The organism is Streptomyces sp. H27-H5 (assembly GCF_026627505.1).
Classification (GTDB): Bacteria; Actinomycetota; Actinomycetes; order Streptomycetales; family Streptomycetaceae; genus Streptomyces.
Genome location: NZ_JAPNLK010000062.1, coordinates 22,211 through 44,022, shown reverse-complemented (window position 1 = coordinate 44,022; position 21,812 = coordinate 22,211). Strand labels below are relative to the sequence as shown.

Here is a 21,812-nt window from a genome sequence, read left to right as displayed (position 1 = left end):
CCCGCCTCAGCGGGCTCTGCGTGCGGCGATCGCCTCGTAGACCAGACCGACGAGCAGGTCGTCGGCGTCCCGGCGGCCGAACTCGGCGGCGGCGCGGGACATCTCGTAGAGGCGGTGCGGGTCGGCGAGCACCGGGAGGACCTGACTGAGCACCCATTCGGGCGTCAGCTCCGCGTCGTCCACGAGCAGGCCACCGCCGGCCTTGACCACCGGCTGGGCGTTGAGCCGCTGTTCGCCGTTGCCGATCGGCAACGGTACGTAGGCGGCGGGCAGCCCGACGGCGGAGAGTTCGGCGACGGTCATCGCACCCGCGCGGCACAGCATCATGTCGGCGGCGGCGTACGCGAGATCCATCCGGTCCACGTACGGTACCGGCACATAAGGCGGCATCCCGGGCATGTTGTCGACACGCGGCAGTTCGTTCTTCGGCCCGACGGCGTGCAGGATCTGGATCCCGGAGCGCTGGAGGGTCGGGGCGACCTGCTGGATGACCTCGTTGAGGCGCCGGGCGCCCTGCGAGCCGCCGGAGACCAGCAGCGTCGGCAGGTTGGGGTCGAGACCGAACGCGGCGCGCGCCTCGGGGCGCACGGCGGCCCGGTCCAGGGTCGAGATGGACCGCCGCAGCGGGATGCCCACGTAGCGGGCCCCCCGCAGCTTGCTGTCCGGGGTGGACACGGCGACGGCGTGCGCGTACCGGGAGCCGATCTTGTTGGCCAGTCCGGGCCGGGCGTTGGCCTCGTGGACGATGATCGGCACCCCGAGCCGCTTGGCGGCCAGGTAGCCGGGCAGCGCCACGTAGCCGCCGAAGCCGACCACGCAGTCGGCCTTGGTGCGCGTGAGGATCTCCTCGGCCGCCTTGATGGTGCCGCGCAGCCGTCCCGGGACGGTGATCAGCTCAGGGGTGGGCTTGCGGGGCAACGGCACGGCTGGGATCAGGCCCAGCTCGTAGCCGCGTTCCGGCACCAGGCGGGTTTCCAGTCCGCGCTCCGTGCCGAGGGCGGTGATGCCCACTGAAGGGTCCTGCCTGCGCAGGGCGTCCGCGAGGGCGAGCGCCGGCTCGATGTGGCCGGCGGTCCCCCCACCGGCGAGTACGACATGCACCGAAATTCACCGCTCTCCGGACGGACGCTTCTTGACGCGCCGTCTCATCGACTTCCATCTCAGCCCGGTCCGCGGCCGGCCGGTCTTCGGCTGCCGCATCGCGAGCGCCGCGCGCGCCGCCGGCTCCTCACGCGCGAAGGCGATGAGCAGTCCGACCGCGAACATGGTCGGCAGCAGGGCCGACCCTCCGTAGGAGAACAGCGGGAGCGGGACCCCGGCGATCGGCAACAGGCCGAGCACCGCACCGATATTGATCACGGCCTGCGCCGTGATCCATGTGGTCACGCCTCCCGCGGCATACCGTACGAAGGAGTCCTCCGTGCGTCCGGCCACGCGGATACCCGCATAGCCTAGAGCCGCGAACAGGGCGAGCACCGACAGCGTCCCCGCCAGACCCAGTTCCTCGCCCGTGATGGCGAAGATGAAGTCGGTGTGGGCTTCCGGCAGTTGCCCCCATTTTTCCACACTGGCACCCAGCCCGGAACCGAACCATCCCCCGGACGCGAGGGCGTAGGTTCCGTGGACGGCCTGCCAGCAAAGGTCGTTCTTGCCCGGTTCTGTCGCACCGAGGCAGGAGAGCCGGTCCATCCGGTGCGGACTCGTCTTGATCAGCAGTGCGATGATCACACCCGCGAACGCGAGAACACCCACGAACATCCGGGTGGGCGCGCCCGCCAGCCAGAGCAGGCCGAAGAGGATCGCCCCGAGGATCATCGCGGTGCCCATGTCACCGCCGAGCATGATGAGTCCGAGCAGCAGGAAGGCGACCGGTACCAGCGGCACCAGCAGGTGCTTCCACTGGCTCAGCAGCCCCTTGTCGCCCTTGCGGGCCAACAGGTCGGCCCCCCACAGGATCAGCGCCAGCTTGCCGAACTCGCTGGGCTGGAGCATGAACGGGCCCCCGAGGGAGAGCCAGTTCCGGTTGCCGTTGATCGACACTCCTATCCCGGGGACCTGCACCAGGACCATCAGGAAGAGGGTCCCGGCCAGTACCGGGTAGGACAGGGCCCGGTGGAGCTTCACGGGCATCCGGGAGGCGGCCAGCAGCAGGACGGCGCCGATGAGGGCGGCGAGGAACTGCTTCTTGAAGAAGTACGCGTCCCCCAGGCCGAGCTGGAGCGCCTTGATCATGGAGGCCGAGTAGACCATCACGAGGCCGAGCACGGTGATCAGCAGCGAGCTGCCGAAGATCAGGTAATACGCCGTGAGCGGACGGTCCCAGGCTTTGCGCAACTGCTGTTGCGTACGCCGGAGCCCGGCGAGCGGCCCGCGCCCACCGGGCAGCTTCCCCCCGATCACCGGGCGCTTGCGCCCCTGCGCCTTGACGGCTTTGACGGCCTTCGCGGCGGACGGCCGCCGCCCCGGCAGTACTTGCTTGGCCGGCATCTGTGATCTTCCCCTCCACTCGTGCGAGGCGAGCAGCCGGTCGGGAAGGACACCTGCCCTGGTTCGACCTAGGCGCTCTCGGCGGCCAGTTCGCGCACCGCGTCGGCGAACGCGTCCCCACGCTCGTTGTAGTTCGCGAACATGTCCATCGAGGCACAGGCAGGTGCCAGCAGGACCGTGTCGCCGGGCTCGGCGAGACGGGCCGCTTCCCGGACCGCCGCGAGCATCGCCCCAGTGTCGGTCCGGTCGAGGTCCACGACGGGTACCTGCGGCGCGTGTCGCGCCAGCGCGTCCGCGATCAGGGCCCGGTCGGCGCCCATCAGGACGACGGCCCGCAGACGCTCGGCCGACTTCCGCACGAGCTCGTCGAAGGTCGCGCCCTTGGCGAGGCCGCCGGCGATCCACACGACCGGCTCGAAGGCCGCCAGGGAGGCCTCCGCCGCGTGGGTGTTGGTGGCCTTGGAGTCGTCGATGTACGTGACCCCGTCCACCTCGTCCACGTGCGCGACCCGGTGGGCGTCCGGCCGGAAGTCGCGCAGGCCGTCGCGGACCGCGCGGGGTTCGACGCCGAAGGCGCGGGCCAGGGCCGCCGCGGCGAGCGCGTTGGCGATGTTGTGCGGGGCGGGCGGGTTGACGTCCTCGACGTGCGCGAGTTCCTGGGCGTTCTTCTGCCGGTTCTCCACGAAGGCCCGGTCCACCAGGATCCCGTCGACCACGCCCAGCATGGAGGGGCCGGGGGCGCCGAGGGTGAAGCCGATCGCCCGGCAGCCCTCCTCGACGTCGGCTTCCACGACGAGGTCCTCGGTGGCCCGGTCGGCGACGTTGTAGACGCAGGCCACCGTGTTGCCCTCGTAGATGCGGCCCTTGTCGGCGGCGTACGCCTCCATCGAGCCGTGCCAGTCGAGGTGGTCGGGGGCCAGGTTGAGGACGGCCGCCGAGTGGGCGCGCACGGAGGGCGCCCAGTGGAGCTGGTAGCTGGAGAGTTCGACGGCGAGGACGTCGTACGCCTCCCCGCCGGTCACGACGTCGATGATCGGGGTGCCGATGTTGCCGACGGCCGCGGTCTTGAGGCCCGCGGCCCGCAGGATCGACGCGAGCATCTGGGTGGTGGTCGTCTTGCCGTTGGTGCCGGTGATCGCGAGCCAGGGGGCCGCGTCGGGGCCGCGCAGGAGCCAGGCGATCTCCACGTCCCCGACGACCTCGACACCGGCCTCGGCGGCGGCGGCGAAGAGCGCGCTGGCGGGCTTCCAGCCGGGCGAGGTGACGACCAGGTCGGTGCCCTCGGGCAGGGTCGTGGCGTCCGCGAGGCGCACGGAGATCCCCGCCGCCTCCAGCTCCGCCGCCCGGGCCCGGTGGCCCTCGCTGTCGCCGCCGTCGACGACGGTCACCGAAGCGCCGAGGCCGGCCAGGGCGCGGGCGGCACTGATGCCGCTCACGCCGAGGCCGGCGACGGTGATGTTCTTGCCGTGCCAGGAGGTCACTTGTCGGCTGCCCATCCCGCGTAGAAGAGACCGAGACCCACGATCACGCACATGCCCTGGATGATCCAGAAGCGGACCACCACGAGGACCTCGGACCACCCCTTGAGTTCGAAGTGGTGCTGGAGTGGCGCCATCCGGAAGACGCGCTTGCCGGTCAGCTTGAAGGAGCCGACCTGGATGACGACCGACATCGTGATGAGCACGAAGAGGCCGCCGAGGAGGGCCATCAGGAACTCCGTGCGGGAGCAGATGGCGAGGCCGGCGAGCGCGCCGCCGAGCGCCAGCGAACCGGTGTCACCCATGAAGATCTTGGCCGGCGAGGTGTTCCACCACAGGAAGCCGAAGCAGGCGCCCATGAGGGCCGAGGCGACGACCGCGAGGTCCAGCGGGTCGCGCACCTCGAAGCAGGCGGCCGGGTTGGTCAGGGTCTGCGCGTTGGCGCAGGACTCCTGGTACTGCCAGACGCCGATGAAGGTGTAGGCGCCGAAGACCATCACGGCGGCGCCGGTGGCCAGTCCGTCCAGGCCGTCGGTCAGGTTCACGCCGTTGGACATCGCCAGGATCATGAACAGGGCCCAGACGACGAACAGCACCGGCCCGAGCGCCCAGCCGAAGTCCGTGACGAACGACAGCTTGGTCGAGGCCGGGGTCAGCCCCTTCGAGTCCTTGAACTGGAGGGCGAGCACCGCGAAGGCGATGCCGACGATCAGCTGGCCGGACATCTTGGCCTTGGCCCGCAGACCGAGCGAGCGCCTCTTGACGATCTTGATGTAGTCGTCGAGATAGCCGACCAGTCCCATGCCGGCCATCAGGAAGAGGACGAGCAGTCCGGAGAAGCTCACCTCTTCCCCGGTGATGACCTTCGTCAGGGCGTACGCGATGAGCGTCGCCAGGATGAAGGAGATGCCACCCATGGTGGGTGTGCCCTTCTTCCCGGCGTGGCCGCGGGGGCCGTCGTCGCGGATGAACTGGCCGTAACCCTTGCGGGCCAGCAGCTTGATCAGGAGAGGGGTGCCGATGAGGGTCAGGAACAGACCGATCACACCGGCGAAGAGAATCTGCCTCATCGGTCGGCGACCTCGCCCTCGCGCTCCAGCAACGCAAGCGCGACCCGCTCCAGGCCGATCGACCTGGAAGCCTTCACCAGCACGACGTCACCCGGGCGCAGTTCACTGCGCAACAGGTCGACCGCCGCCTGCGCGTCGGACACGAGCACCGACTCCTCACCCCACGAACCCTCGTTATATGCGCCCAGTTGCAGCCAGGACGCTTCCCTGCCCCCGACTGCGACGAGCCTGCTCACGTTGAGCCGGACGGCGAGCCGTCCCACCGCGTCGTGCTCGGCCAGCGATGCGTCACCCAACTCGGCCATGGGACCGAGCACCGCCCACGTGCGTCCCCCGTCGGCCCGCGCGGAGCCGCCCATCGCGGCAAGCGCGCGCAGGGCGGCCCGCATGGACTCGGGGTTCGCGTTGTAGGCGTCGTTGACGATCGTCACGCCGTCCGCTCGCTCGGTGACCTCCATCCGCCACCGGGACAACGTGCCCGCCCCGGAGAGCGCGGTGGCGATCTCCGGAGTGGACATGCCCAGTACATGGGCGACGGCGGCCGCGGCGAGCGCGTTCGACACGTGGTGCTCACCGTACAGCCGCAAGGTCACATCGCTGCACCCGGAGGGTGTGTGGAGTGTGAAGGCGGGCGTTCCCCCGGCCGTCATCCGTACGTCCGTGGCCCGGATGTCGGCGTCCTCGGCCTCGCCGAAGAGGACCGTACGGGCCTTCGTGCGGGCGGACATGGCGCGCACGAGCAGGTCGTCGGCGTTCAGGACGGCGACGCCCCCGTCGGCCTCGGACGGCAGGGCCTCGACCAGTTCGCCCTTGGCCTGGGCGATCTGCTCGCGGCCGCCGAACTCCCCGATGTGGGCGGTGCCGACGTTGAGGACCAGGCCGATGCGCGGCGGGGTCAGGCCGGTGAGGTAGGCGATGTGGCCGATCCCGCGGGCACCCATCTCCAGCACCAGGTGCCGGGTGTCCTCGGTGGCCTTGAGGGCGGTGAGCGGCAGGCCGATCTCGTTGTTGAGGGAGCCGGGCGTCCACACGGTGGGTGCGTGCTGCTGGAGCACCTGGGCGATGAGGTCCTTGGTGGAGGTCTTGCCGGCCGAACCGGTCAGGGCCACCACGTCGGTGCCGAGGCGTTCGACGACGGCGCGGGCGAGGGCGCCGAGCGCCTTCTCCACGTCGGGGACGACGATCGCGGGTACGCCGACGGGCCGGGCGGCGAGGACGGCGGTCGCGCCGGCCGCGACCGCGCGCTCCGCGTAGTCGTGGCCGTCGACGTGCTCGCCCTCGAAGGCGGCGAACAGGCTGCCGGCCTTCACCTGGCGGGAGTCGATGACCACGGCCCCGCTGATCCGCACCGCCGGATCCGGTATGTCGTGGGGCCGCCCGCCGGTGATGTCGGCGATCTCGGCGAGGGAAAGGGCGATCACTGGTTCACCTCGGCCTGCGTGGTTGCGTGGTGCGGGGCCGCGGTGCGCGCCTCGATGGCCGCGCGCAGGACCTCGCGGTCGTCGAAGGGGCGTACGACGCCCGCGGTGTCCTGGCCCTGTTCGTGGCCCTTGCCCGCGACCAGCACCGTGTCACCGGGACGGGCGCTCGCGACGGCGGCGGCGATGGCCGCGGCCCGGTCGGCGTCGACGAGGACGGCGCCGCGTTCGGCGGGGGGCACGGACACGGCGCCCTCGAACATCGCGGCCAGGATGGCGAGGGGGTCCTCGGAGCGCGGGTTGTCGGAGGTGAGCACGGCGACGTCGGCGAACCGCGCGGCCGCGGCGCCCATCGGGGCCCGCTTGGTGGTGTCGCGGTCGCCGCCGCAGCCGAGCACGATGTGCAGCCGGCCCTCGGTGACCTCGCGCAGGGCGCGCAGCACCGATTCGACGGCGTCGGTCTTGTGGGCGTAGTCGACGACGGCGAGGAAGGGCTGTCCCGCGTCGACGCGTTCCAGCCGGCCGGGCACCCCGGGGACCGCGGCGACGCCGTCGGCGGCGGTCTGCGGGTCGATGCCGGCGGCGGCGAGGGTGACGATCGCGGCGACGGTGTTGGCGACGTTGAACGGGCCGGGCAGCGGCGCGGTGGCGCGTACGCGCTGTCCGTCCGGGCCGACGAGGGTCAGCGTGGAGTCGGCGGCCCCCAGGACCACGTCCTCGGCGCGCCAGTCGGCGGCCGGGTCGCCCGCGGCCGAGAAGGTCACGATCGGGATCGTCGCCTCCTTGGCGAGGCGGCGGCCGTACTCGTCGTCGGCGTTCACCACTCCGAGGCGGGCGCGGCGCTCGGTGAAGAGCTGCGCCTTGGCCTGGAAGTAGTCCTCCATGTCGGAGTGGAACTCCATGTGTTCCGGGCTCAGGTTGTTGAAGACGGCGACGTCGAAGACGCAGCCGTCGACCCGGCCGAGCACGAGGGCGTGGCTGGAGACCTCCATGGCCACGGCCTCGACCCCGCGTTCGCGCATGACGGCGAACAGGGCCTGGAGGTCGGTGGCCTCGGGGGTGGTGCGCTCGGACTTGATGCGTTCGTCGCCGATGCGCATCTCGACGGTGCCGACGAGTCCGGTGGCCCGGCCGGCGGCGCGCAGGCCGCCCTCGACGAGGTACGCGGTGGTGGTCTTGCCGGAGGTGCCGGTGATGCCGAGCTGGAGGAGGGCCTCGCCCGGCCGGCCGTAGATCGCGGCGGCGAGCTCGCCCATCCGGGCGCGCGGGTCGGCGACGGCGAGCACCGGCAGTCCGGTCGCCGCGGCGCGTTCGGCGCCGGCGGGATCGGTCAGCACGGCGGCGGCGCCGAGGGCGGCCGCCTGGGCCGCGAAGTCCGCGCCGTGCGCCTTGGCGCCGGGGAGGGCCGCGTAGAGGTCGCCGGGGCGCACCGCACGGGAGTCGTGCGTGATGCCGGTGATCCGCGGACCCGTCGGCTCGCCGGCGGCTTCGAGGTCCACCAGGGCCGCGAGCTCGGGCAGCGGGGTGGGGCGCACGGACACGGGGCGGGGCGCTCCCGGCGGCGCTGCCGGGGCGTCTTTCCGGGTGGTTCTGGGCTGATCAGCGTGGGACACGGCGGTGAGCGTACCGGGCGCGGTGGCCCCGTCGCGAAGCGAGGTCCCGGCCGCGGGGCCGGTGGCCGACTGGTTCCCGGGTTTCGGGGTGATCGTTGTCACTGATGGTGCCTCACGCTTTTCTGGCTGGGCGGCGGGTTCACTGGCCGGGCTGCGGGCCGGGCCGGGTACCGGGCTGCGGTGCGGGCTGCGGGCCCGGTTCGAAGGTGACCGGCAGTCCGGCGGGGGCGGTGCCGGTGGGGGCGACCTGGAGGGTCTTGAGGGCGAACTCCATGACCTTCTTGTAGATGGGTCCGCAGATCTGGCCGCCGAAGTAACTGCCCTTGGTGGGGTTCTGGATGGCGCAGTACACGGTGACGCGCGGGCTGTCGGCGGGCGCGAAGCCGGCGAACGAGGCGGTGTACCCCTTGTAGCGGCCGGTGGCCGGGTCGACCCGGTTGGAGGTGCCGGTCTTGCCGCCGACCCGGTAGCCGGGGATGCGCGCCTTGGTGCCGGTGCCCTCCTGGTCGTCGACCACGGATTCGAGCATCGCGGCGAGGGTCTTGGAGGTGTCCTGGCTGATCACCTTGGTCTGCTCGGGGGCGGGGGCCGGGGTGAAGCGGCCGTCGGGTCCCCTGGTGCCGCGGACCAGGGTGGGCTCGATCCGGACGCCGCCGTTGGCGATGGTGGAGTACACGGAGGCCGCCTGGACGGCGTTGAGGGACAGGCCCTGGCCGAAGGGGATCGTGTACTGCTGGGAGGTGGACCAGGCCTCGGGCTTGGCGAGGATGCCGCGGGATTCCCCGGGGTAGTCCAGGCCGGTGGGCTGCCCGATGCCGAACTTGGTCAGGTAGCCGTACAGGACCTTGTTGGCCTCGGGCTGGGTGGCGCCGAGCCGGCCGGTGGCCAGGATGGTGCCGATGTTCGAGGACTTGGCGAGCACCCCGTTGAGGGTCAGGTACCAGGTGGGGTGGTCCACGTCGTCCTTGAAGAGGCGGTCGCCGCGGTGGAGGCGGTTGGGGACCTCGACGGGGGTCGCCGGGGTGGCCTTCTTCTCCTCCAGGACGGCGGCCATCGACATCACCTTGGCGGTGGAGCCGGGCTCGTACACGTCCTGGAGGGCGGCGTTGCCCATGGCGGTGGAGCGGGCCTTCGACAGGTCGTTGGGGTCGAAGCCGGGGGCGTTGGCCATGGCCAGCACCTCGCCGGTGCGGGTGTCCTGCACGACGACGTAGCCGCGGTCGGCGCCGGACTTCTCGACCTGTTCGGTGATGGCGCTCTGCGCGGCCCACTGGATGTCGCGGTCGATGGTCAGCTCGATGTCCTCGCCGGGCACGGCGGCCTTCTCGCTGGACTCGGCGGTGGGCACGCGCCGGCCGCCGGACTGGGCGTAGGTGAGGCTGCCGTCCTTGCCGGAGAGCTTCTTGTCGAGGGAGGACTCCAGGCCGCCGCCGCCCTTGCCCTCGGCGTTGACGTAACCCAGTATCCCGGCGGCGAGGTCGCCGTTCGGGTACACGCGCTTGCTGCTGTCCTCCTTGAACACCCCCGCGATGACGTTGGCGCCGGGGCCGTTGTTCCGCTTGTCGGCGGCCGCCTTGTCCGCGAAGACCTTCTTGAGGTCCTTGATCTGGTTCCAGACCTGGGGGGTCTGGCGGCGGGCGAGGATGACGTAGCGGGAGTTCTTCGTCTCCAGTTGCTTGGCGAGTTCCTTGGCGTCCTTGCCGAGGATCGGCCCGAGGAGGGCCGCGGCCTGCTCGGGGGCGTCCGGGGCCTTGCTCTCCTGCGCCGTGAACATCTTCGGGTCGGCGGTGATGTCGTACGCGTCGACACTCGTGGCCAGGGCCACGCCCTTGCGGTCGGTGATCTCCCCGCGTTCGGCGGCCAGGGTGTAACTGGTGAAGCGGTTCTCGGAGGCCTTGGCGGAGTAGGCGGAGGCGTCGACGGCCTGTACCTGGAGCAGCCGTACGACGAAGGCGAGCATGACCAGGGTCAGCCCGAGGCCGACGAGCCGCAGCCGGGGTTTGGGGTTCCCGAGCCGGATGGTGTGGGCCGTGCGGGCCGGGGCCGGCCTGCGGGTGGCGGGGCGGGACGCGGGACGCGCCGTGGCCCTGGCCCGGTCGCCGCCGGTGAGCCGGGGCCGGCCGGGGCCCGGCACCCGCCGCCGGGGCGGCTCCTGGGGGCTCACGCGGCCACCGCCGACACGGCCCGGGCGGCGGCGGTGGCGGCCGGGGCGCCGCCCGGCGAACGAGGCGGGGGCGGGCTGGGGAGGAGCCCCGCGGGGGTCCGCGTCACGACGTCACCTTCCAGGGGTCTGGCTGGGCTGGGGGGTCCCGTTCGCCGCGGACGGGGTCGGCGCGGGCGGGCCGCTCGCCGCGGCGGGCGGGGCGCCGGAGGGCGCCGCGGACACCGGGGGCTGCGCGACCGGCGCGGGGGACGGCGGGGGCGGCGCCTGCGCCTGCGAGGCGGCGCCCGCGACCTTCCCGTCCGGTCCGATGAAGACGGGGCTGCCGCCCGGCACCAGGCCCAGTTCGTGTGCCCGTCGCTGGAGCGCGTCGGGGGCCGAGTAGCCGTCCACGTCCCGCTGGAGCGCCTGCTCCTCGTCGGTCAGGACGAGGGTCTCCTTCTTCAGCTGGGTGAGCTGGAAGGAGCCCTGGTTCAGCGCGGAGTTCAGCAACAGCAGGCTGATCAGGCCGCCGCCCAGCAGGGCGACGACCAACAGCACGAACGGCATCCGGGCCGCCTGACCTGCTCCGCTCCCCGCTCCGGCGCCGGCCGCGACGCCGGGCCTCAGCCGTCCCCCGCGCTTGATCACAGTCGCGCCTCGCGGATCCGTTCGACTCCGCGGCACCGGGCGGGGGCCGCCCGCCGGTTCTCGGCGATCTCCTCCTCCGTGGGGAGCTCGGCGCCGCGCGTGAGGAGTTTCAGCTTGGGCTGGTACTTCTCCGGCACCACGGGCAGTCCGGGGGGCGCCGTGGAGGCGGCGCCCGCCGCGAAGACCTGCTTGACCAGCCGGTCCTCCAGCGAGTGGTACGAGAGCACCGCGATCCGGCCGCCGACCGCGATCCGGTCCACGGCCGCCGGGATGGCCCGTTCCAGGCCGGACAGCTCGCCGTTGACCTCGATGCGCAGGGCCTGGAAGGTGCGCTTGGCCGGGTTGCCGCCGGTCCGCTTCGCCGCCTGGGGCAGCGAGTCGCGGATCAGCTCGACCAGCCGGGCGCTGTTGGTGAAGGGTTCCTTCTCCCGCTCCCGCACCACCGCGGAGACGATGCGTTTGGCCTGCTTCTCCTCGCCGTACTGGCGCAGGATGCGGACCAGCTCGCCGGGGGCGTAGGTGTTGAGGACCTCGGCGGCGCTGATGCCGGTCGTCTGGTCCATGCGCATGTCCAGCGGGGCGTCCTGGGCGTACGCGAACCCGCGGTCGGCCTCGTCCAGCTGCATGGAGGAGACGCCCAGGTCGAAGAGGATGCCCTGGACCGCGGGGATGCGCAGTCCGTCGAGCACCTCGGCCAGGTCGGCGTAGATCGCGTGGACGAGGGTGACCCGGTCGCCGAAGGGCGCGAGGCGCTCCCCGGAGAGCCGCAGGGCCTCCTTGTCGCGGTCGAGGCCGATCAGGTGGGCCTCGGGGAACCGGGTCAGCAGGGCCTCGCTGTGGCCGCCGAGACCGAGGGTGCAGTCGACTACGACGGCCCCCGGCCTCTCCAGCGCCGGGGCCAACAGGTCCAGGCACCGCTGGAGCATCACCGGGACATGTCGGGACTCGCTAGTCAAAGCGCCCTCTCAGATAACGGCGCGGCAGGCGTACGCCGCGCCGCGCACGCGGAGTTTTACCAGGGGGCCGGGCGGCCGGTGAGGGCCGGGCTCCGGCCGGTTCGCGTCACTTTAGTGCAACGGTCCCTGCGGTCAACGAACCGCCCGGCGCGCCGTCCGCTCCGCTCGTACGGAACCCGCGAATGCCGCGAATCACCCGAACAGCCGCGTCCGGCCCACCCTTGTGGGTTAGCTCACAACAAGGCCGGTTGACCTTCTTTGTCCCTCCTCGCTCCATGCCTCCCCCAGCGGTGCCCATTAACGTCGTAGGCATGACGACTTCCGCATCCCTGCCCGCAGAATCCGCAGCCCAGGCCTCCGCCGGCGGGTCCGTCACCGACCGGCTGGTCGAGGCGAACCGTCGCTACGCCGCCGCGTTCGGCGACCCCGGTATGGACGCCCGCCCGGTGCTCCAGGTCGCCGTCGTGGCCTGCATGGACGCCCGCCTCGACCTGCACGCCGCCCTCGGCCTGAAGCTGGGCGACTGCCACACGATCCGCAACGCGGGCGGTGTGGTCACCGACGACACGATCCGGTCCCTCACCATCAGCCAGCGGGCGCTCGGCACCCGCGCGGTGATACTCATCCACCACACCGGCTGTGGCCTCGAAAGCCTGACCGAGGACTTCCGGCACGAACTGGAGGACGAGGTCGGTCAGCGTCCCGCCTGGGCCGTCGAGGCCTTCCGGGACGTGGACCAGGACGTGCGCCAGTCCATGCAGCGGGTGCGCACGAACCCCTTCCTGCCCTTCCGCGACGATGTGCGAGGCTTCGTCTTCGACGTGCACACCGGGCTCCTGCGGGAGATCGATCCCGCCTCTTGAGTGACACAAGGCCGTAACGCCGTCAAGAATGCGGGGTGACGCCACCCGGGAGTGTTCCCGGGCCGGCGTCCGCACTCTCGCGATGCAGAGGTGTCGGGGTGGGCCGGTTCATGCGTCAAGAGCGTGATCGGCCCGGAGAAAGGGCCGAGGAGAACCAGGTGACCACGTATGACGACCGAGCGAGCCTCGCGGATCTGACCAGCACTGCGGAGCGGGTCCGCCGCTCGGTCGAGAGCGTGATCGAGGGCAAGCCGGAGGTCGTCCGCCTCGCGCTGACGGTCCTGCTCGCGGAGGGGCACCTGCTGATCGAGGACGTGCCCGGCGTCGGCAAGACCATGCTGGCCAAGACGCTCGCCAAGTCCATCGACTGTTCGGTGCAGCGCATCCAGTTCACGCCGGACCTGCTGCCCTCCGACATCACCGGCGTCAGCATCTACGACCAGCAGCGCCGCGAGTTCGAGTTCAAGCCCGGCGCGATCTTCGCCCAGATCGTCATCGGCGACGAGATCAACCGCGCCTCCCCCAAGACCCAGTCCGCGCTGCTGGAGTCGATGGAGGAGCGCCAGGTCACCATCGACGGCACGACCTACACGCTGCCGAGCCCCTTCATGGTGGTCGCCACCCAGAACCCGGTGGAGATGGAGGGCACCTACCCGCTCCCCGAGGCCCAGCGCGACCGCTTCATGGCCCGCGTCTCGGTCGGCTACCCCAGCCCCGAGGCCGAGCTCCAGATGCTGGACGTGCACGGCGGGCTCTCCCCGCTGGACGACCTCCAGGCCGTCGCGCACGCCCACGACATCGTCAAGCTGATAGAGGCCGTCCGCGAGGTGTACGTGGCCGAGCCCGTGCGCCGCTACGTGGTCGACCTGGTCTCCGCCACCCGCAGCCACCCGGACCTGCGCCTGGGCGCCTCGCCCCGCGCCACCCTGCACCTGCTGCGCGCCGTGAAGGCCTCCGCCGCCCTGGCCGGTCGGGACTACGTCCTGCCCGACGACGTCCAGACGCTGGCCGCCCCCGTCCTCGCGCACCGGCTGCTGCCGACCGCGCAGGCCCAGCTGAACCGGCGGACCGCCGAGCAGGTCATCGCCGACATCCTGCAGCGCACCCCCGTGCCGGCCGCGCACGCCCGCGGCGAGATGCCGCCCGGCGCGGGCATCCGGGGCTTCTGATGAGCACCGGTGCCCCGAGCGGCGCCGGTGGCGCGGGACGGGGCGGGACCGGTCTGCGCGCCTCCCTGTCGGGGCTGACCACGCGCGGCCGCTCGTTCCTGGCCGCCGGGATCGCGGCCGCCGCGTGCGCGTACGTGCTCGGGCAGGGCGAGCTGCTCCGCGTGGGACTGCTGCTGGCCCTGCTCCCGCTGATCTGTGTCGTCGCCCTGCACCGCACCCGCCACCGGGTCTCCGGCAGCCGCCGGCTGACCCCGGGCCGGGTGCCCGCGGGCGGCGAGGCCCGGGTGCAGCTGCGCATGGACAACACCTCCAGGATGCCGACCGGGCTGCTGATGCTCCAGGACCGAGTGCCGTACGTGCTGGGGCCGCGGCCCCGCTTCGTACTGGACCGGGTCGAGCCCGGCGGCCGCCGCGAGGTGTCCTACCGGGTCCGTTCCGACCTGCGCGGCCGCTACCCGCTGGGCCCGCTCCAGCTCCGGCTGACCGATCCCTTCGGGATGGTCGAGCTGACCCGTTCGTTCAGCACGTACGACACCCTCACCGTCATCCCGCGCACCGAGGCCCTGCCCGCGGTCCGGCTGACCGGCGAGGCCAACGGCCACGGCGACGGCAGCCGCCGCTCCCTGGCCCTGGCCGGCGACGACGACGTGATCCCGCGCGAGTACCGGCGCGGCGACGACCTGCGACGGGTGCACTGGCGCTCCACCGCCCGCTACGGCGAGCTGATGGTGCGCCGCGAGGAGCAGCCCCAGCGCACCAAGGCCACCGTCCTGCTGGACACCCGGGCGGACGCCTACCGGGGCGCCGGCCCGGACTCGGCGTTCGAGTGGGCCGTGTCGGGAGCCGCCTCCACCCTGGTCCACCTGCTGGAACAGGGGTTCTCGGCGCGGCTGCTGACCGACAACGGCACCTCGGTCCCCGGTGTCGCCGGCGGCGGCTTCTCCTCGGGCGGACACGATCCCGCCGAGGCGGCCGGACTGATGCTGGACACCCTCGCGGTCATCGGGCACTCCGACGAGAGCGGACTGTCCAAGGCCCACGACGCGCTCCGCGGCGGCGGGGCGGGCGGGGGCTTCGGCGGGGCGGGCTCCGACGGGCTCCTCATCGCCTTCCTCGGCGACCTGGACGACGTACAGACCGAGATGGCGAGCAGGATGCGGCAGCGCAGCGGGGGCGCGGTGGCGTTCGTCCTGGACTCCGCGGCCTGGACGGGCGGGCCCTCGCGGGTGGACACACGGCTGGGCCGGCTGCGCGACGCGGGCTGGACGGCACTGGCCGCCCCGCCCGGGGTGGCCTTCGGCGATCTGTGGCGGCAGGCCGGGAACGCTCCGCTCGGCACGGCGACCTCCGGAGGTTGGGGATGAGCGGGCGCGCACGACTGACACTCTTCGCGATGCTGGCTACGTTGCTGACCTCCTGGTCACTGGCCCCGCTGGTGGAATCCTCCGGCTGGCTGGTGCAGGCGGCCGTGCTGCTCGGCGTGCAGAGCGCCGTGGGGGCCGGGGCCCGGCGGATCCCGCTGGCGCGGTCGCTGACGGTGGCGGCGCAGCTCCTGGTGACGCTGTTGCTGCTCGCCTTCCTCTTCGCGGGGAAGGCCGAGACGCCCTCCGGCGGGCTGTTGGGCTACCTGGTCACGGACTTCGGGTCGCTGTTCCAGCAGGGGGTGCGCGATGTCGGCGAGTTCGCCATACCGGCGCCGCTCACGGACGGCATCCGGCTGCTGCTGCTCTCCGGGGTGCTGCTGATCGGTCTGCTGGTGGACATGTTGGCCGTCACGATGCGGACGGCGGCGGCGGCCGGGCTGCCGCTGTTGGCGCTCTACTCGGTGGCCGCCGGGCTGTCGGCCGGTCAGGGCGGCGCCTGGTTCTCCTTCCTGCTGGCGGGCTGCGGCTTCCTGATGCTGCTGCTCACCGAGGGACGGGACCGGCTCGCGCAGTGGGGCCGCGTCTTCGGCGCGGCGCCGGGCGGCCGCGTCTCGGCCGCCTCCGGATACGGGGGCGGCAAGGACGGCACCCGGGCCGTGGCCCCGGTGCGCACCGGCCGGCGGATCGGCGTGGTCACGCTCGGTCTGGCGCTGGCCGTGCCGGCGGTGCTGCCGTCGCTCGGCGGCGGCATGCTGGGCACCGGGGACGACGGCGGTGCGGGCAACGGCGCGGGCGGCGGGACGATCTCGGCGGTCAACCCGCTGGTGTCGCTCCAGGGCAGCCTGAACGCGCAGGACAACCGGGTGGTGCTGCGGTACCGCACGGACAGTCCGGAGCAGTCCGAGCAGTACCTGCGCATCCTCGCGCTCGACGAGTTCAACGGGGTCAAGTGGGAGGCCTCCGGGCGTCCCCTGACGGACGTGCCGGAGCGGCTGCCGAACCCGCAGGGTCTCGACGGTGCGGTCCGCCAGGACGCGGCCGAGGTGCGGACGACCGTGTCGGCGGCCCAGACGTACGCGCAGCGCTACCTGCCGATGCCGTACCCGGCGACGCAGGTGGACATCGGCGGGAAGTGGCGCTTCGAACCGGCCGGCCGGACCCTGGTCGGGGACCAGTTGGGCAAGGACCGCTTCCAGAACGTGCAGGGCGCCCAGTACACGGTGCGCAGCCTGCTGCTCCGGCCGACGGCCTCGCAGTTGCGCGAGGCCCCCGCTCCGGACCCCGAGGTCCGGTCCGAGTACACGAAGCTGCCGGCCAACCTGCCGGCGGTCGTCGCCGAGACGGCCCGGCGGGTCACCCGGGGCGCGACGGACGACTACACCCGGGCGGTGCGGCTCCAGGACTTCTTCGCGGTGAGCGGCGGGTTCCGCTACGACACCACGGTGAGCTCCGGTTCGGGTTCCCAGGCCATCGCCCGGTTCCTGAACGACAAGGAGGGCTTCTGCGTCCACTTCTCGTTCTCGATGGCGGCGATGGCCCGCTCGCTGAACATCCCGGCGCGGGTGGCGGTCGGGTTCACCCCGGGCACCAAGCAGGCCGACGGCAGCGTGAACGTGTCGCTGCGGGACGCGCACGCGTGGCCCGAGCTGTACTTCGAGGGCGTGGGCTGGACCCGGTTCGAGCCGACGCCCCGGTCCGGCATCTCGGTACCGGACTACAGCCGGGCCGCGACGCCGACCGCTCAGCCGTCGGCCCCGGCGGCGCTGCCCTCGCCGGGCGCGTCGGCGCCCTCGGCGGCCCCGTCGAAGGCGCAGGACTGCCCGCCGGAGCTGAAGAAGCTCGGCGAGTGCGGCGCTCCCGTGGCATCGCAGGGCGGTGACGCGGGCGGCGGGGTGACGCCGCTGTCGGTCCTGGGCTGGACGGCCGCGGGGATCCTCGTCCTGGGTCTGCCCCTGCTCCCCCTGGTGTGGCGGCGCAGGATCCGGGTGCGGCGGCTGGCGGCCGGCGACGTGTTGCTCGCCTGGCGCGAGTTGGGCGACGCGGCCTGGGACGTGAACATCCCGCCGGACGAGGCCCTGTCCCCCCGCCGGGCGGCGCGGCGGGTGGCCGTCCTGGGCCGGCTGGAGGACGAGGCGGCGCAGGCCGTGCACCGGGTCGCGGGCGCGGTGGAACGGGCGTTGTACGCCCCGCCGGGCGCGGACACCTCGTACGAGGGCCTGGCGGACGACGTCCTGCTGGCGCGCTCGGCGCTGCTGGCGAACGTGTCGCGGGGCACCCGCGTACGGGCCCTGGCACTGCCCCGGTCCCTGGTCCGACTGTCCTGGGCCGCGTCGGACCGCTGGTCGGGCGTGACCGCCCGGGGAGCCGCGCTGTCCGGACGGATCCGGCTCCCGCTGCGCGGCCGGGGCTGAGCCCGGGCCGGCCCCTCGGGGTCGGCCCCGGACGGAGACACGCGAAAACGCCGGTGCGGCGAGGCTCGTTCCCCCCGAGCCCCGCCGCACCGGCGTTCGTGTCGCGCCGGGTCCCCCGAACCCCGGCGAGGGACGAGGGCCCGGTCCGTACCCCCAGTCTGCCGGGTGCGCAGGGGGAACCCATCCGTACTCGTACTCATCCGGAGGTCTGGGTACGGATACTCAGTTCTACGCCGGGACCGTCCCCGGGCGGCACCGCCGACCGGGGGTCAGCGGCTGCCGCTCACCCGGCCGCGCAGCAGCAGCGACAGGGCCGAGTGGACGTCGTCCAGGGACCGCTCGCTCTGGAAGGACTGCCAGTCCAGCGCGGCCACCAGCACCATGCCCACCATCGCGGCCGCCGTCAGCGGGACGTCGATCTCGGCGCTGAGTTCGCCCCGCTCGACCCCCTCCCGCAGGACGTCCTCCACCACCGCCACCGCCTCGCGGCGGACCACCATCAGCGTGGACTGCCAGGTGCGGTTGGTCCGCCAGAGCTCGGCGACGTACAGCTGGGTGAAGGCCGGGTACCGGTCGATGAAGACCAGGCCCGCGCGGATCATCGCGTCGAGCGCCTCGATCCGGGTGCCGCCGCGCGCCTCCGTCTCCTCCGCCGCCGTCCGCAGCGAGACGGTCAACAGCCCCACCCCGTGCCGGAGCAGCTCCTCGAAGAGGTCGTTCTTGCTCGCGAAGTTGTAGTAGACGGTGCCCTTGGCCACGCCCGCCCGTTCGGCGATCTCGTCGACCGTGGTCGCCGAGAAACCCTGCTCGGCGATGAGGGTGACGGCCGCTTCGTAGAGCTTCTGCCGGGTGGCCTGACGTCGACCGCCGGCGGCCGTACCGGTGCTGCTGCTTTCCATGGCGCTGATTCTCACAGGTCAACAGCTCTCTACAGGCTCAGTTCCGGGTGCAGTCGACTCATCGTCCACACCTGCTTGCCGCGGGCGGCCAGCGCGGTCAGGGCCAGGGCTCCGACCGTGAAGGCCAGCAGGACCAGGGATCCCTGCCACACCGGGGTGAGGTCGCCGCCGGTGATGAGGCGGCGCAGGCCCTCGACGACGTACGACATGGGCAGGTACGGGTGGATCCAGTTGAAGAATGCGGGGCTGGTCTGAACGGGGTACGTGCCGCCCGCCGAGGTCAACTGGAGCATCAGGGCGGCGAGGACCAGGATGCGTCCGGCCGCCCCGAACTTGGCGTTGAGCCACTGGACGATCGCCGCGAAGCAGCAGGTGACCAGCATCAGGAAGGCGATGGTGAGCGCGGGCCGGGCCATGTCCAGGCCGAGGCCCGGGGCCCAGTGGAGCACGGACATCAGCAGGCCGACCTGTGCGAAGCCGATGCCGGCCACGGGCAGCCAGCCCGCGAGGGCGACCCGCCAGGGCGAGGCGCCGGCGGCCAGGGCGCGCCGGTTCAGCGGGGCGATCAGCATGTAGGCGACCATCGCGCCGACCCACAGGGAGAGCGGGATGAAGTACGGGGCGAAACCGGTGCCGTAGTTGGGCGCCTTGTGCAGGGACTGGTTGGCGAGCCGGACGGGGTCGGCCATGACCTGGGTCCGGGCGTCGCGGGCCTGCTGGTCGTAGTCCGGGATCTTGCCGGCGCCGTCGTGCAGACCGCCGGCGAGCTCGCCGCTGCCGTCGACCAGCTTGTACATGCCGCTGTCGAGGGTGTGCGCACCGTCCCCGAGCTTGCCGACGCCCTCGGTGAGGGCGCCGGAGCCGGTGAAGGCGGTGCCGAGGCCGGTGTGCAGCTGCGTCATGCCGGAGGCGACCTTCTGGGCGCCGGTGTTCAGGGCGTTGACCTTGGCGACGGCCGTGTTGAGGTCGGAGGACAGGCCGGGGGCCTTGTCGGCGAGTTCGCGGGCCTTGTTCTCCAGGTCGCCGAGCTGACGGCGGAGCTTGCCCATGTCGGTGCCGGAGGCCTTCACGACGTCGTTGACGTCACCGGCCAGCATCGCGCCCTCGGCGGTGTCGTCCTTGATCCGCTTCAAGTCGGGGCAGGAGGCCAGGTGCGGCTCGGCGCCCGGGGTGACGCAGTGGGCGGTGTAGTACTTGTCCGCGCCGGTCGCGGCCCGTTGGGTGACGGCGGCGGCGGCCGGGGCGTTCTTGGCGAAGGAGTCCAGGTGCTTGTTGACCACCTGGGCGGTGTCCGCGACGAGTTCGGCGGTGGCGGCCAGGGACTTCGGGTCGCTGACGAAGGGCTTGGCCTTGGCGGCGGCCCCGTTGACCTTGTCGGCGAGGGTCTGGGTGCCGGCGGCGAGGTCCTTCGTACCGGTCTCCAGCTGCCCGGCGGCCGTGTTCAGCTTCTTCAGCCCGCCGTTGAGCTCGCCCGTCTTCTCCTTGGCCGTGTCGAGGCCGTCGGCGAGGTCCTTGGCGCCCTGCTTGGCCTTGCCGGCGCCGTCCTTGAGCTTGTCGGCGCCGTCGGCGGCCTCGGCGGTCTTGTCGTGCAGGTCGGAGAAGTTGACGAAGATCTTGTCGAGGAATCCGCGGGCGGCGTTGGTCGACGCGGCCGAACGGACCTCGGAGAAGACGGTCTTGGAGATCGAGCCGACGATGTAGTTGTTCGCGTCGTTCGTCCGGACCTGGAGCGCCCCGGTGGCGGGGTCCGCGCCGGAGCTGGAGGCGATCTTCGCGCTGAAGTCGGCGGGCATGGTCAGGGACAGGTAGTACGTCCCCTCCTCCAGGCCCTTGGCCGCCTCGTCGGCGTCGACCTCGCGCCAGTCGAAGGTCTTGCTGTCGCGCAGCTTCCTGGTGATCTCGTCGCCCGCGGCGAGGTGCTTGCCGTCCACGGTGGCGCCGCGGTCGGAGTTGACGAGGGCCACGGGAATCTTGTCGAGGTTGCCGTAGGGGTTCCAGAAGGACCAGAGGTACAGGGCTCCGTAGAGCAGCGGCAGGAGGAGCAGCGCGACGAGGGCGGCCCGGGGCAGCTTCCCCCGCCCGAACCGCTTCAGCTCAAGCGCGGCGAGCTTCGGCGAGCGCATCGTCCGTCCCCTTCGTGTCGTCGTCGGTGTCGTCGTGCGTGTCGGTGGTGGGGGTGGCCGGGTCGCCGTCCTCGCCGGTGTCGGGCTCGGCGTCGCTTTCCGGCTCCGTGCCGGCCCGGGTGTCGGGGTCGGCCTCCGGTGCGGCCTGCGGCTCCGGCTCGTCCGCCGGCTCCGCCGTGCCGTCGGGCTTGGCACCCCAGGTGATCGCGGGTTCCGCGCCGCCGCCCGACCGGACGGCCGGGGCGGGCGACCCCGCGAGCGCGGTGGTCGGCTCGGCGGTGGGCTCGACCGTGCGCAGGACCAGGACCCCCTCCGGCGCCTCGTTGCACACCGCGAGGACGGTGGTCCCCCGGTCGGCGATCGAGCGGAGCAGCGCCCACAGTTCGGCGCGTTCGGCGGTCGAGAGCTTGAGGTCGGTGTCGTCGAGGGCCAGCAGTCGGGGCCCGCCCAGCAGGGCGATGGCCACGGACAGCCGGACGGCCTCCAGGCGCTCCAGGTCGCGGACGGAGGTGCGCGGCCCCTTGGGCAGGGTCGCCGGGTCGAGCCCGGCGGCCGCGAGGGCCTCCTCGATCCGGTTCGCGGCGGCGGCGCGGCGCTCCGAGCGCGGCCGGAACAGGGCCCGCACGGGGCCCTCGTAGCGGCGCTGGAGCATGGCTCCCTCGCGCAGTTGCTCGGCGACGGTGAGCGCCTCGTCGAGGTCGTTGACCCCGGGGACGTGCCCGAGGGCGGCGATCCGCCGCACCGCGGTCATCTTCTTCGGCAGCGGGTGCCCGCCGATCTCGGCGCGGCCCTCGGAAGGCTTCATCCGGCCGGTGAGGGCGAGCAGCAGGCAGGTCCGGCCGCTTCCGGAGGGACCTTCGAGCGCGATGAGCGAACCGGGCGCGGCGTCGATCCCCACGCCCCGGAAGACCCAGCCGCGCGGGCCCTTGAGTCCGAAGTCCTCGGCCTTGACGGCCGCCCCGTGTGGGCTCTCCACGCCGCCCCCCCTTCTTTTGAACTGACCGGTCAGTTCAAAAACTAGCAGGTTCCGTGACGGGTCATCGGCAAGAGGGGGGATGAAGATCCCCAATGGGGGGTAAAAGTGCAGGTCACCGGGATTGTCAGTGGCGGGCGTCACGATGGACTCACGCAGCGCGACAACGCGGTGGGCAAGGCAGCACCACCCGAACG

Annotated in this window: 16 protein-coding genes; 4 read left to right on the top strand and 12 right to left on the bottom strand. The window is 72.5% G+C overall.

The window, feature by feature from the left end; all coding sequences use genetic code 11:
• Positions 1–6: 6 nt before the first annotated feature.
• The 9 genes from murG to rsmH all read right to left on the bottom strand — a co-directional run bounded on the left by murG (position 7) and on the right by rsmH (position 11,783).
• Complete coding sequence (gene murG / locus OTB19_RS27500) at positions 7–1,101, bottom strand: undecaprenyldiphospho-muramoylpentapeptide beta-N-acetylglucosaminyltransferase (protein ID WP_053676007.1); 1,095 nt, start codon at positions 1,099–1,101, stop codon at positions 7–9.
• A 6-nt stretch (positions 1,102–1,107) separates the two neighbouring features.
• A complete protein-coding gene (ftsW, locus tag OTB19_RS27495) occupies positions 1,108–2,487 on the bottom strand; it encodes a putative lipid II flippase FtsW (protein ID WP_267801193.1) in 1,380 nt (459 codons plus the stop codon).
• A 68-nt stretch (positions 2,488–2,555) separates the two neighbouring features.
• Complete coding sequence (gene murD, locus OTB19_RS27490) at positions 2,556–3,983, bottom strand: UDP-N-acetylmuramoyl-L-alanine--D-glutamate ligase (RefSeq protein WP_267801192.1); 1,428 nt, start codon at positions 3,981–3,983, stop codon at positions 2,556–2,558.
• The gene (gene mraY / locus OTB19_RS27485) at positions 3,965–5,035 is read right to left on the bottom strand and encodes a phospho-N-acetylmuramoyl-pentapeptide-transferase (protein WP_053676010.1); all 1,071 of its coding nucleotides are present in this window, start codon (positions 5,033–5,035) and stop codon (positions 3,965–3,967) included. The genes murD and mraY overlap by 19 nt, the downstream gene beginning before the upstream one ends.
• Positions 5,032–6,456, bottom strand: a complete 1,425-nt coding sequence (locus OTB19_RS27480; RefSeq protein WP_267801191.1) for a UDP-N-acetylmuramoyl-tripeptide--D-alanyl-D-alanine ligase — start codon at positions 6,454–6,456, stop codon at positions 5,032–5,034. Before OTB19_RS27480 ends, mraY begins: the two co-directional genes overlap by 4 nt.
• Entirely contained in the window at positions 6,453–8,168 is a 1,716-nt protein-coding gene (locus tag OTB19_RS27475; RefSeq protein WP_267801190.1) for a UDP-N-acetylmuramoyl-L-alanyl-D-glutamate--2,6-diaminopimelate ligase, read from the bottom strand. Before OTB19_RS27475 ends, OTB19_RS27480 begins: the two co-directional genes overlap by 4 nt.
• Before the next feature lie 37 nt (positions 8,169–8,205).
• A complete protein-coding gene (locus OTB19_RS27470) occupies positions 8,206–10,230 on the bottom strand; it encodes a peptidoglycan D,D-transpeptidase FtsI family protein (RefSeq protein WP_267801189.1) in 2,025 nt (674 codons plus the stop codon).
• Positions 10,231–10,341: 111 nt separating this feature from the next.
• Positions 10,342–10,776: a hypothetical protein gene (locus OTB19_RS27465; protein ID WP_324290548.1), complete on the bottom strand. Its 435-nt coding sequence runs from the start codon at positions 10,774–10,776 to the stop codon at positions 10,342–10,344.
• A 77-nt stretch (positions 10,777–10,853) separates the two neighbouring features.
• On the bottom strand, positions 10,854–11,783 hold the full coding sequence (gene rsmH, locus OTB19_RS27460; protein ID WP_329448123.1) for a 16S rRNA (cytosine(1402)-N(4))-methyltransferase RsmH: 930 nt from the start codon (positions 11,781–11,783) through the stop codon (positions 10,854–10,856).
• 278 nt (positions 11,784–12,061) lie between these two features.
• On the opposite strand from rsmH, the gene OTB19_RS27455 reads away from it, so the two are divergent.
• The 4 genes from OTB19_RS27455 (at position 12,062) to OTB19_RS27440 (ending at position 17,620) form a co-directional block, all read left to right on the top strand.
• A complete protein-coding gene (locus tag OTB19_RS27455) occupies positions 12,062–12,676 on the top strand; it encodes a beta-class carbonic anhydrase (protein ID WP_385646928.1) in 615 nt (204 codons plus the stop codon).
• 158 nt (positions 12,677–12,834) lie between these two features.
• The gene (locus OTB19_RS27450; protein WP_267801187.1) at positions 12,835–13,845 is read left to right on the top strand and encodes an AAA family ATPase; all 1,011 of its coding nucleotides are present in this window, start codon (positions 12,835–12,837) and stop codon (positions 13,843–13,845) included.
• Positions 13,845–15,209 carry a DUF58 domain-containing protein gene (locus tag OTB19_RS27445; RefSeq protein ID WP_267801186.1) on the top strand — a complete coding sequence of 455 codons (1,365 nt, stop codon included), beginning with the start codon at positions 13,845–13,847 and terminating at the stop codon, positions 15,207–15,209. Before OTB19_RS27450 ends, OTB19_RS27445 begins: the two co-directional genes overlap by 1 nt.
• Entirely contained in the window at positions 15,206–17,620 is a 2,415-nt protein-coding gene (locus OTB19_RS27440; RefSeq protein WP_267801185.1) for a DUF3488 and transglutaminase-like domain-containing protein, read from the top strand. The genes OTB19_RS27445 and OTB19_RS27440 overlap by 4 nt, the downstream gene beginning before the upstream one ends.
• A 269-nt stretch (positions 17,621–17,889) precedes the next feature.
• Here the strand turns inward: OTB19_RS27440 and OTB19_RS27435 are convergent, their stop codons facing one another.
• From OTB19_RS27435 to OTB19_RS27425, 3 genes are read right to left on the bottom strand one after another with little or no spacing between them, the layout of a single operon-like run.
• Complete coding sequence (locus OTB19_RS27435; RefSeq protein WP_420716918.1) at positions 17,890–18,534, bottom strand: TetR/AcrR family transcriptional regulator; 645 nt, start codon at positions 18,532–18,534, stop codon at positions 17,890–17,892.
• Positions 18,535–18,548: 14 nt separating this feature from the next.
• Entirely contained in the window at positions 18,549–20,642 is a 2,094-nt protein-coding gene (locus OTB19_RS27430) for a YhgE/Pip family protein (protein ID WP_267801183.1), read from the bottom strand.
• Entirely contained in the window at positions 20,614–21,618 is a 1,005-nt protein-coding gene (locus OTB19_RS27425) for an ATP-binding cassette domain-containing protein (protein ID WP_267801182.1), read from the bottom strand. Before OTB19_RS27425 ends, OTB19_RS27430 begins: the two co-directional genes overlap by 29 nt.
• Positions 21,619–21,812: the final 194 nt, after the last annotated feature.